The organism is Burkholderia sp. Ac-20344, from assembly GCF_017104975.1.
Lineage (GTDB): Bacteria > Pseudomonadota > Gammaproteobacteria > Burkholderiales > Burkholderiaceae > Burkholderia.
In genome coordinates, this window is the sequence record NZ_JAAGPP010000226.1 from 1 (window position 1) to 10,489 (window position 10,489).

Here is a 10,489-nt window from a genome sequence, read left to right on the forward strand (position 1 = left end):
GTTCGGACCTGTGCTCTTCCGATCGCCCGCGCGCAACCGGCGCCGGGCAGTGGCGCGCCCGCGACGCCGCCACCGCCTGCGCGGCGCAAGCATCTGGTGCGCGCGCTCGTCGCCGTGTTCGCGCTCGGCATCGTCGGCTGGGGCATCTGGTACGTGATCGTCGGACGCTGGTACGAATCCACCGACAACGCGTACGCGCAAGGCAACGTCGTCGAGCTGACGCCACAGGTGACGGGTACGGTCGTGTCGATCGACGCGGACGACGGCAACCTCGTACGCGCCGGCACGCCGCTCGTCCGTCTCGACCCGAGCGACGCGCAGATCGCGCTCGCGACCGCGCAGGCCGATCTCGCGGCAACGGTGCGCAAGGTGCGCGGCCTGTACAGCAACGAGCGCGGGCTGGCCAACAGCATCGACGGCGCACGCGCCGAACTCGATACGCGCCGCACCGCGCTCGACAAGGCGAAGGCCGACTACAGCCGCCGCGAGGATCTCGGCCGCTCCGGCGCGATTTCACGCGAGGAACTGGCGCATGCACGCGACACGCTGACGTCGGCGCAAAGCGCATATGCGGCCGCGCAAAGCGCGCTCGCGACGCTGAGCGAGCAGCACCAGACGAGCAAGGCGCTGATCGACGACACCGCGGTCGCATCGCACCCGGACGTGCAGGCCGCGGCCGAACGGCTGCGGGCCGCCTACCTCGCGCATGCCCGCACCGACGTCGTCACGCCCGTCACCGGCTATGTCGCGAAGCGGACGGTGCAGGTCGGGCAGCGCGTATCGCCCGGCGTGCCGCTGCTGGCGGTCGTGCCGCTGCGTGAGTTGTGGGTCGACGCGAACTTCACCGAGAAGCAGCTCGAACACATGCGTATCGGGCAGCCGGTCGAACTGACCGCCGACCTGTACGGCGACGCCGTGCGCTATACCGGCCGCGTGCAGAGCCTCGGCGTCGGCACCGGCAGCGCGTTCTCGCTGCTGCCCGCGCAGAACGCAACGGGCAACTGGATCAAGATCGTGCAGCGGCTGCCGGTCCGCATCGAACTGACGGATCCCGCGCAGCTCGACGCGCATCCGCTGCGCATCGGCCTGTCGATGCACGCACGCGTCGACCAGCACGATCGCAGCGGCGCGATGCTGTCGCATCGCGAGCAGCGCGCGCCGGTATTTCGCACCGACGTGTACCGCGACGAGCTCGCGCGCGCCGACAGCCTGATTGCCGACGTCATTCATGCGAACCTGCCGGCGGCGGTGCGCGCGGAGGCCGTGCGATGAGCGGCCCGATGGCGGCCGCCGACAGCGGCTTTCGTCCGTCGAGCGTCGGGCTGACGACCTTCGGCCTCGCGCTCGCGGTTTTCATGCAGGTGCTCGACGGCACCGTCGCGAACGTGTCGCTGCCGACGATCGCCGGCAACTTCGGCGTGAGCACGACACAGAGCGCGTGGGTCGTCACGACGTTCTCGGTCAGCAATGCGATCGCGCTGCCGCTGACCGGGTTTCTCGTCAAGCGCGTCGGGCAGGTGCGGCTGTTCGTGTGGGCGACGCTCGCGTTCACGTTCGCGTCGCTCCTGTGCGGCCTCGCGCAGAACCTGCCGCAGCTCGTCGCGTTCCGCGCGTTGCAGGGCCTGGTGGCCGGGCCGATGATCCCGACCACGCAGGCGCTGATGCTGTCGATCTACCCGCCGCAGCGGCGCGGTTTCGCGCTGTCGATGATCGCGATGGTCACCGTCGTCGCACCGATCGCGGGGCCCGTGTTCGGCGGCTGGGTCACCGAACATTACTCGTGGCGCTGGGCGTTCCTGATCAACCTGCCGATCGGCGTGTTCGCCGCGATGTGCGTGTTCGCGCAGATGCGTGCACGCGTCGAGACGACCGTTGCCGCGCGCGTCGACTATGTCGGCCTCGCCGCGCTGATCGTCGGCGTCGGTGCGCTGCAGATCGTGCTCGACAAGGGCAACGAAGCCGACTGGTTCAACTCGACGTTCATCGTCGTGATGTCGATCGTCGCCGCGTTCGGCATCGCGCTGTTCCTGATCTGGGAGCTCAACGAACCGAATCCGATCGTGAACCTGCGGCTCTTCGCGCATCGCAACTTCGCGGCCGGCACGCTGACGCTCGTACTCGCGTATTCGGCGTTCTTCGCGGTCAACGTGATCGTGCCGCAGTGGCTGCAGCGCACGCTCGGCTACACCGCGTTCTGGGCCGGGCTCGCCGTCGCGCCGATGGGCGTGATCCCGGTGCTGATGACGCCGTTCATGGGCAAGTACGCACCGCGCTTCAACATGCGCGTGCTGGTGTGCTGCGCGTTCGCGATCCTCGGCATGTCGTCGTTCCTGCGCGCGGGCTTCGTGCCCGACATCGACTTCACGCACATCGCGCTGATCCAGTTGCTGCAGGGCCTCGGCCTCGCGCTGTTCATCATGCCGATCAACAGCATCCTGCTGTCCGACCTGAAGCCGGACGAGATCGCCGCCGGCTCCGGCCTGTCCACATTCCTGCGCACGCTCGGCGCGAGCTTCGCGGTGTCGATCACGTCGTTCCTGTGGGACCGGCGCGCGATCCTGCACCACGCGCAACTCAGCGAGCACGTCAGCGCGTTCGATCCGGCCGTGCGGGCCGAAGTCGCGCGCCTCGGCGGCGGCGATCCGCAGCGTGCGGCGACGCTGCTGGGCAACCTGGTCGATGCGCAGGCGTACCAGATCTCGTTCAACGACATTTCGTTCGCGCTCGGCTGCGTGTATCTCGCCGTGATCGCGGTGGTCTGGCTCGCCCGTCCGCCGTTCGGCCCCGGCGCCGCCGCGAAACGATGAAGCGGGCGCCGCGCGGCCCGTTCCGACCCATGCTGTTCAATTCGATGGAGGTTGACCCGATGCCTACCCACCACGCCGGCGCCATGCCGTCCGACCTGACGACACTCGCCGTATTCGACGTCACGGAATTTCCGTTCGTCGTCGTGCGCAACGACGCGATCGCAGCCACCGGCTACGCGGAGCGCTGGCTCGACGACATGCACGCGCTGATGCGGCACGGCGAGCCGTTTGTCATGATCTTTCCGCCGGCCCGCCCGGACGAAGCGCACGATGACCGCAAGGAACGCGGCATGTGGCTCAAGCTGAACCGCGCCGCGCTCGCCACGGTCTGCCGTGCGCTCATCACGATCGAACCGGACCCGGCCGGGCGTGAAGCGGCCCTCGCGAACGCGTCCGGCATCGAAAAGGCGTTCGGCATTCCGTTCGACGTGACGGCTTCGCTCGACGACGCGAAGCAGGCAGGCCGGCGACGTCTGACCGAGGCGGTCTAGCGCGGCCCGTTCGCGCGCAACGTCTCGAACCGGTTGCGCAAGTCCGCCTGAATGCAGATTCCAACTAAATGAACGGGGTGGCTTGTATGAATGGACTGGATTGTCTGAAATGGTTGGTACCCGGCGACACGGACGCGTCATGGCAGAGAATGACCGACGCGGCCGCCGGAATGGGGTTCGACAAGGTCGTGCTGATCGTGTTGCCGTTTACCGGCGCGTCGTTCGATCTCGCGCGCAAATGGAGCAGCGGCGTGCCCGGCTGGACGGCGCTGTACCGGCAGCGCCAGTTCGACCGCGTCGATCCGATGCTGCGGCATTGCTTCCGTTCGGCACTGCCGCTCGTCTGGGACGACGCACTGTTCGCGCTGCCGGAGCAGCGGCCGTGTTACGAAGCGGCGGCCGCGTACGGCATGCGCAGCGGCGTCGTGCTGCCCGTGCGCGGCGCGAAGGGGGAGGTCGGCATGCTGCTGTGCGCGAGCACGGACGAGCTCTCCGCCACGCGCGACCACTGCGACCGCCATCTCGCGGCGCTGACGCTGCTGCGCGACGTCGCATGCGAAGCGATCGCCGGCACGCGCTGCCATGCACCGCCCGACAGCGTGCCGCGGCTCAGCCGGCGGGAAGTCGAATGCCTGCGCTGGCACGCGGCCGGCAAGACGTCGTGGGAAATCGGCCACATCCTGAACGTGACCGAGTCGTGCATCAATTTCCACTTCATGAACATCCGCCGCAAGTTCAACGTGTCACGTCGGCATGAAGCCGTGCTGCGTGCGGTCGAGTGGGGGCTGATCAGCATCTCCGACGTGACGGTGTCGACCTGATGCCGGTGCATCGTCGAGCCAGCGGTCGAGAAACGCGCTAAGCCACGCGGCCGTCGCACGGTCGTGCCGCCGGCCTTCGTGCGCCTGCGTCGCGAGATCCTGCGCACCGGGCGCCGACAGCTTGTGCGCGGCGGCCGTGCTCCAGCGCCGCATCATCGGATAGCTCACTTCCGGATGGAACTGGACGCCATACGCGCGCGGCCCGTAGCGGACGGCCTGGTTCTCGAAGTGCTCGCCGGTCGCGAGGATCTCGAGCCCGGCGACACGCTCGAAGCCCTCGCGATGCCACTGGTAGACGTGCGACGGCCACGACCCGAGCCGCCGCCCGGCGGGCGTCGCGGCGATCGGCCAGTAGCCGATTTCCGCGCGCCCGTCCCGATGCGCGCTCACGCGGCCGCCCAGGTGGCGGATCATCATCTGCGCGCCGAGGCAGACACCGAGAAAGGGCGCCGCCTCGCGCAGCGGCACGCCGATCCAGTCGATCTCGTCCTGAATCCAGCGATCGCCGTCGTTGGCGCTCATCGGGCCGCCGAACACCACGGCGCCCGCATGGCCGGCCAGCGTCGCCGGCAACGGATCGCCGAGCGGCGGACGGCGAATGTCGAGCGGATGGCCGCGGGCGGCAAGCAGCCGGCCGATCCGGCCAGGGCTCGACTGTTCGCGATGCAGGACGATCAGGATCGGACGAAGGGCGGAGTGCGTCATGTCGTGTCGAGAGGGTCGTGAAGGGGGGCGGTCGTGAGGGTCGTCACACAGGAAGTCAGCCCGGCTGGCCGCGCAGCGCGTCGAACGACACCATCACCTGTTCGCGATACGCGGGCCGCCGGCACAGGCGGGCGTACCAGGCCTCGACGTGCGGCAACGGCGGCCGCTCGACGTCGAGCGCGAAATAGCGGAACAGCGTCGCGCCGGCCGGAATGTCGGCCAGGCCCGGCGCCGCACCGCCAAGGAAGGCCTGGGTCGACAGCAACCGGTCGAGCAGCTTGAAATGCGTCGCGCTGCGCGCGGCCTTGTCGCGGACGAGCGCATCGTCGCGCCGCTCCGGCGGCGTTCGCACGAGCGCCCAGAACAGCCCGGTCATCACGTCGGGTTCGAGCGCGGTTTGCGACCAGTCCATCCAGCGCTCCGCGCGCGAACGGGCGAATGCGTCGCGGCACCAGAACGGATTGTCCGGCACGCGCGCGGCGAGATAGCGCAGGATCGTGTGCGACTCCCATACGACATCGCCATCCCAGTCGATCACCGGAATCCGGCAGGTCGGATTCAGCGCCGCGAACGCGGGCGTCTGCAGCGAACCGTGTTCGCCGCCGGCCGCGATGTGCCGGTACGGCACGCCCAGCTCGCCGATCAGCCATAACACCTTCTGCACGTTGAACGACGTGCGGCGGCCCCAGACGGTCAGCATCGCGCGGCATCCTCGCAAACGGTGGCCTGCTGCGCGCACGCCGCATAGCGATCGAGGCCGGCCGCGAGATCGGCGATCAGGTCGTCCGGGCCCTCGAGGCCGATATGCAGGCGTACACCACGGCTGCCGGCCGGCCAGCGTGCTGCGAGGCCGTGCGCGTCCAGCTCGAACGGCAGCGCGAGGCTCTCGTAGCCGCCCCACGAATAGCCGAGCCCGAACAGCGCGAGGTGGTCGAGAAACGCTTCGACCGCGTGCGGCGGCGCCGGCCGCAGCACGATCGAGAACAGCCCCGACGCGCCCCGAAAATCGCGGCGCCACAGTGCATGTCCGTCGTCGCCGGGCAGGGCCGGATACAACACGCGCTGCACTTCGGCGCGCGTCGCGAGCCACGCCGCGACTGCGAGCGCATTGCGCTGGTGCTGCCGCAGCCGCACGCCGAGCGTGCGCAACCCGCGCAGCGCGAGATAGACGTCGTCGGGGCCGGCGCACAGACCGAGGTCGCCATGCAGTTGCTTCAACGCGGGCCACGCGCGTTCGCTGGCCGACACGGTGCCGAGCATCGCGTCGGAATGCCCGACCAGATACTTCGTGCCGGCCTGGATCGACAGGTCGATGCCGAACGCATGCGGCTGAAAGAAGAGCGGCGTCGCCCAGCTGTTGTCCGCGACGACCAGCGCGCCGTGCGCCTGCGCGAGCCGGACCAGCGCGGGGATATCGTGCATGTCGAACGTGTAGGAGCCCGGCACTTCGACGTACAGCGCGCGCGTGTTCGCACGGAATGCGGCCGCGACGGGCGTGCTGCCGTCGTACCAGGTCGTCTCGACGCCGAGCCGCGCGAGCACGCCTTCGCACGCATGGCGCACCGGGCCGTAGACCGATGCGGTCATCAGCAGGTGATCGCCGGGCTTCAGGCAGGACAGCAGCGCGAGCGTGCACGCGGACAGCCCCGACGGACACAGCACCGCGCCGGCACCGCCTTCGAGGCTCGTCACCGCGCGCTCGAGCGCGTCGGTCGTCGGCGTGCCGCGGCGGCCGTAGATATACGGCTGCGTGCGGTTCAGCAGATCGGACACCGTCGGGCTGAGCACGGTCGACGCGTGATAGACGGGCGGATTCACGAAGCCGTGCCAGGCCGCGCTGTCGCGGCCCGCGTGCATGAGCCGCGTGTCTTCGTGCATCCGGCCGTCGATTCGGTCATGCAGGGTGCCGCCGGATTGCGACGGATGTGCGGCTGACTTCAAGGCCATAGCGCGCACCGTTCCCAGCGCTCACCGGCACGACGGTACGCCTGCCGCGCGAAGCGGCGCGCGCTGTCGGCACGCCAGAATTCGGCTTCGTCCGGCGCGAGCGTGTACAGGTGCCAATCGTCCGACACGAGGGCCGGGTCGGCGGCCAGCCGCGCGAGCTGCGCGTCGATCGCGCGCGTCAGGTCGGCGGGATCGTCGAGCCGTTCGCTTTGCCGGCCGGCCAGGATGCTCGCGCGCGACCGCTCGGGGCGGCCCGCGAAATCCGCGCGGCCTTCGGCGGCCGGCAGCCGCTCGACCAGGCCGCTCAGGCGGACCTGGCTCGCGATCGCCGGCCAATAGAACGTCAGCGCGGCGAACGGCCGGTTTTCGAGCTGGCGCCCCTTGGGGCTGCGCGTGCTCGCCGCGAAATGCCAGCCGCGCGCGTCGACGTTCAGCAGTACGACGGAGCGCGCATCGGGCCGGCCGTCCGGGCGGACCGTCGATAGCGTCATCACCTGCGGTTCGACGGCGCCCGCGGCAACGGCCTCGTCGAGCCAGCGTTCGAATTGCGCTTGCGGCGTGTCGGGCCAGTCCTCGGCCGGCACGTGCGGCGCTGCATGCGCGAGGGTTTTCAGCGCCTTCAGGCGCGTTGCGATCGTATCCATGGCGGGCCTCAGGCGATGCCGAATTGCGTCGCGCGGGCGATCAGCCGATGCGCGGCGAGATAGTCGGGGACTTCCGCGAGGAAACCGTCGACGACGGCCGCGGCCACGCGGCGGCCGCCGGATTCGCGCCGTGCGGTGTCGAACGCGTCGATCACGCGGCGGGCGAGGGCGACTTCGTCGGCCGTCGGCGTCAGCACGCGATTGACGACCGGTACGAACTGCGCGTTGACGATCGCCTTGGCCTGATATCCCAGGCCGCGCGACACGCGCATGTCGAGCTCCGCGCCTTCGTTGTCGGCATAGCTGTACGGGCAGTCGATCGCGGTGACGCCGACCGCCGCGCATTCGACGCGAAAGCGCGATCGCACATAGTCGAGCTCGCGGCCGGCGCGGGTGCGCTCGGCGCCCATGTCGGCCACCATGTCCTCGGTCGCGACGAGCACGGCCGACACGCGCGGGCTCGAACGCGCGATCGCCATCGTGTTCACGAGCCCGAGCGTCGTCTCGACGTTCGGCACCAGCTCCGTCGAGCCGGGCGCGAGATCGTATTCGCGCTCGAAACGCGTGACGGCTTCGTCGAGCGCGACGACCTGCTCGGGCGTCGCGACGTACGACATCATCACGATGTCCGGCCGGCCGCGCATCGCGGCGCGCAGGTCGTCGATGCCACCCGCATCGAGCGGGTTCACGCGCACGGACGCGAGGATGCCGGCATCGCGCCAGCCCGCGAGCACGCGCTCGCTGAGTTCGCGCGCGGCCGGACGCCGGTCGGGCGGCGTAAAGGTTTCGAGTTCCTGGATCAATACGTCCGCGCCGCTCGCGGCGCCGTCGACGAGCGCATCGTGATCGGCGCCGGCGAGGAACAGCCAGGAGCGGCGCAGGCGGGAAGGGCGTCGGTGGGTCGTTGTCATGCGTGGTTTCCTGTAAGGCGCGTGGTACGCGTATCGATGGCGCGGACGTTCAGCCGGCGCGCATCATCTGGTTGAAGATGTTCTTGCGATGCATTTCCTCGGTGCCGCCGACGCTCATGAAGCCCAACGCGTCCGACGCGAATGCGGCCACCGGCCCGGCCTGATAGCCGAGGCTGCCGTACAGCCGCACGAGGCCGAGCGCACCGTCGACGAGATCCTGCGCGCCGACCAGCTTCGCGATCGAGCAGGTCATCAGCGCTTGCGGGTGGTCCGTCAGCAACTGCGCGAGCGCGCCGCGCGCGAGCCACGTGCCGCGCTCGATGCCGATCTGCAGGTCGACGAGACGGCCCTGCACGTACTGGTGCGCGTCGATCGTGCTGTCGAAGCTGCGCCGGTCGCGGCAATAGCCGATTGCGTCGCGCAGATACGGCGCCGTCACCTGCGCGGCGACGAGGCCGTAATAGAGGCGGCCGAGCGAGATGATGTCGATCAGGTTGCCGAGCCCGGCGCCCGGTTCGCCCAGCAGCTGGCCACGCGTGATCGGGCAGTTGTCGAAGTGCAGCGCGCCGGTCGGCAGGTCGTCGAGGCCGAGCTTGCGGTCGGGCTCGGCGACCGTCATGCCCGGCTGGTCGCGATCGACGATCACGAGCGCGGTATTGCGTCGGCCGAGCGTCTCGATGCGCGTGACGACGAGGATGAAGCGCGCGAGCGGCGCGTGCGCGATGTTGAATTTGCTGCCGGTCAGCCGGTAGCCGTCGCCGTGCTCGACCAGCTTCGTCGCAATGCTGCGCACGTCGGTGCCGGTGCCCGGTTCGGCGATTGCCGTCGCGCTCAGTTCGCCGCGCAGGATCGCGCCGAAATAGCGGTCCTGCTGGCTTGCCGTGCCGTAACGTTCGAGCGCGCGCACCATGCCGGCCTGAGCGATCACCGACAGCAGCAGCGCCGGGCGGCGGATCGACGACGCAAGCCCCTCGAGCGCCGCGGAAAAGTGCCACCAGCCATGACCGTCGCCGCCGTACGTCTCCGGCACGATCATGTCCCACAGTCCTTCCCGTCCAAGCCGGGTCCAGCCGGCTTCGTCGAATCCGGCAGGCGCGCGGGCGTCGCGTTCCGCGGCGGCGATCTCCTTGCCGATGTCGCGAAAGCGCGCGAGCGTCGCATGCTGTTCCTGCGTCCAGTCAAATGGCATCTGTCGTGTCTCCGGTCGACGCGGCGCGGCCTCGGACGGCGCGCCAGCGATGCCGACAAGAGTACGGGGGCACGGACGGGGGAGGTACTGGCAGTAGTGGTAGTTGCCGCATGGCGTGTCGCGGCGGGGGCGGGTGGAGTGGTGGCGGATCCTCGCGGGGTGCGTTCGGTTGCACGCGTCGCGGTCACTCGGGTTCAGGCCGTTGCGGGAGCTCCAGATCGCATGAACTTCCGCGATTACGTGTGGGTCCGTCATGCCCGCCTGATCCGGGAAATTGGTCGATCTGGACTACAGATCGTTTTGGACAGATATGGTCAGTTCACCCAGGGAGGCACGCGCGCTCGTGGCCGATAAACCTTCGGTGGACGCTGCCGGCGCGGAATCCAGAGCCCAGCGTCCGTCATCAGCTTCCTGACCGTTTCCTTGGCCAGCCGAATGCCATGGCATTCCCAGAGCTTCTCGCAGGCCAGTGTCGGCCCGAAATCGGCGTAGCGATCGCGGATGATCGACAGCGCCCGGTCGGCGGCGCCTGGGTCCAGACGGCGGTTGCCAGGCTTTGCCCGATGTCCCGACACCAATCCTGCGACGCCAGCCGCTCGATAGCGCAGCACGAGGCGTTCGACCTGCCGCACGCTCAGTTCCAGCCGTTCGGCGGCCTGGCCGGGCTTGAGCCGACACTCGGCTACCGCCTCAATGACCTTCAGCCGATCCACTTCACGCATCGTCATGGTGATCGTCCCAGTCGCGTTCATCGCCGGTGCTCCTTGAGGGGGCTGGCGATCAACCTACACACCAAAACACGACATTTTTATTTAGCGGAAACGCGACATCTGAACTTGGGACCCACACCCATGTCGTAGCCATTTCAAGATGTCGTGGCGCCAGCTAAATAGAAATGTCGTGTTTTCAGGGGTTCAGGATTTGTTTCTCATGGGCTTCAGATCACGCAGTGTCGAAGAGCTGGTCCTGAACGG

At 69.0% G+C, this 10,489-nt stretch carries 10 protein-coding genes and 1 pseudogene; 4 read left to right on the forward strand and 7 right to left on the reverse strand.

The features are described 5' to 3' along the window. Positions 1 to 114 precede the first annotated feature (114 nt). The 4 genes from G3N64_RS36400 to G3N64_RS36415 all read left to right on the forward strand — a co-directional run bounded on the left by G3N64_RS36400 (position 115) and on the right by G3N64_RS36415 (position 4,119). Positions 115 to 1,272 carry an HlyD family efflux transporter periplasmic adaptor subunit gene (locus G3N64_RS36400; RefSeq protein ID WP_205788478.1) on the forward strand — a complete coding sequence of 386 codons (1,158 nt, stop codon included), beginning with the start codon at positions 115 to 117 and terminating at the stop codon, positions 1,270 to 1,272. After that, positions 1,269 to 2,807, forward strand: coding sequence for a DHA2 family efflux MFS transporter permease subunit (locus G3N64_RS36405; RefSeq protein ID WP_205788470.1), 1,539 nt, complete (start codon positions 1,269 to 1,271; stop codon positions 2,805 to 2,807). The genes G3N64_RS36400 and G3N64_RS36405 overlap by 4 nt, the downstream gene beginning before the upstream one ends. Before the next feature lie 59 nt (positions 2,808 to 2,866). Next, positions 2,867 to 3,298 (forward strand): hypothetical protein, encoded by a 432-nt coding sequence (locus G3N64_RS36410; protein ID WP_205788471.1) that lies wholly within the window; start codon positions 2,867 to 2,869, stop codon positions 3,296 to 3,298. An 86-nt stretch (positions 3,299 to 3,384) separates the two neighbouring features. Beyond that, positions 3,385 to 4,119 carry an autoinducer binding domain-containing protein gene (locus G3N64_RS36415; protein WP_277399158.1) on the forward strand — a complete coding sequence of 245 codons (735 nt, stop codon included), beginning with the start codon at positions 3,385 to 3,387 and terminating at the stop codon, positions 4,117 to 4,119. Here G3N64_RS36415 and G3N64_RS36420 read toward each other — a convergent pair. The 7 genes and pseudogenes from G3N64_RS36420 to G3N64_RS36450 form a co-directional block, all read right to left on the reverse strand. Next, complete coding sequence (locus tag G3N64_RS36420) at positions 4,042 to 4,824, reverse strand: glutamine amidotransferase (protein ID WP_205788473.1); 783 nt, start codon at positions 4,822 to 4,824, stop codon at positions 4,042 to 4,044. The genes G3N64_RS36415 and G3N64_RS36420 overlap by 78 nt on opposite strands. A gap of 55 nt (positions 4,825 to 4,879) precedes the next feature. Further along, entirely contained in the window at positions 4,880 to 5,524 is a 645-nt protein-coding gene (locus G3N64_RS36425; RefSeq protein ID WP_205788474.1) for a glutathione S-transferase, read from the reverse strand. Further along, positions 5,518 to 6,771 carry a cystathionine beta-lyase gene (metC, locus tag G3N64_RS36430; RefSeq protein ID WP_241021394.1) on the reverse strand — a complete coding sequence of 418 codons (1,254 nt, stop codon included), beginning with the start codon at positions 6,769 to 6,771 and terminating at the stop codon, positions 5,518 to 5,520. The genes G3N64_RS36425 and metC overlap by 7 nt, the downstream gene beginning before the upstream one ends. Then, the gene (locus tag G3N64_RS36435) at positions 6,762 to 7,415 is read right to left on the reverse strand and encodes a pyridoxal 5'-phosphate synthase (protein ID WP_205788475.1); all 654 of its coding nucleotides are present in this window, start codon (positions 7,413 to 7,415) and stop codon (positions 6,762 to 6,764) included. The genes metC and G3N64_RS36435 overlap by 10 nt, the downstream gene beginning before the upstream one ends. An 8-nt stretch (positions 7,416 to 7,423) precedes the next feature. Further along, positions 7,424 to 8,326, reverse strand: coding sequence for a CoA ester lyase (locus tag G3N64_RS36440; protein WP_205788476.1), 903 nt, complete (start codon positions 8,324 to 8,326; stop codon positions 7,424 to 7,426). Between the two features lie 49 nt (positions 8,327 to 8,375). After that, on the reverse strand, positions 8,376 to 9,515 hold the full coding sequence (locus G3N64_RS36445) for an acyl-CoA dehydrogenase family protein (protein WP_205788477.1): 1,140 nt from the start codon (positions 9,513 to 9,515) through the stop codon (positions 8,376 to 8,378). A 315-nt stretch (positions 9,516 to 9,830) separates the two neighbouring features. Further along, positions 9,831 to 10,267 (reverse strand): annotated as a pseudogene (locus tag G3N64_RS36450) (helix-turn-helix domain-containing protein); the annotation flags it as partial. Positions 10,268 to 10,489: the final 222 nt, after the last annotated feature.

Excerpts from the sequence above, each read along its gene's own strand:
- G3N64_RS36410 (WP_205788471.1), top strand. The coding sequence starts at position 2,867 with ATGCCTACCCACCACGCCGGCGCCATGCCGTCCGACCTGACGACACTC.
- G3N64_RS36425 (WP_205788474.1), bottom strand. The coding sequence starts at position 5,524 with ATGCTGACCGTCTGGGGCCGCCGCACGTCGTTCAACGTGCAGAAGGTG.
- metC (WP_241021394.1), bottom strand. The coding sequence starts at position 6,771 with ATGGCCTTGAAGTCAGCCGCACATCCGTCGCAATCCGGCGGCACCCTG.
- G3N64_RS36405 (WP_205788470.1), top strand. The coding sequence starts at position 1,269 with ATGAGCGGCCCGATGGCGGCCGCCGACAGCGGCTTTCGTCCGTCGAGC.
- G3N64_RS36440 (WP_205788476.1), bottom strand. The coding sequence starts at position 8,326 with ATGACAACGACCCACCGACGCCCTTCCCGCCTGCGCCGCTCCTGGCTG.
- G3N64_RS36435 (WP_205788475.1), bottom strand. The coding sequence starts at position 7,415 with ATGGATACGATCGCAACGCGCCTGAAGGCGCTGAAAACCCTCGCGCAT.
- G3N64_RS36445 (WP_205788477.1), bottom strand. The coding sequence starts at position 9,515 with ATGCCATTTGACTGGACGCAGGAACAGCATGCGACGCTCGCGCGCTTT.
- G3N64_RS36420 (WP_205788473.1), bottom strand. The coding sequence starts at position 4,824 with ATGACGCACTCCGCCCTTCGTCCGATCCTGATCGTCCTGCATCGCGAA.
- G3N64_RS36415 (WP_277399158.1), top strand. The coding sequence starts at position 3,385 with ATGAATGGACTGGATTGTCTGAAATGGTTGGTACCCGGCGACACGGAC.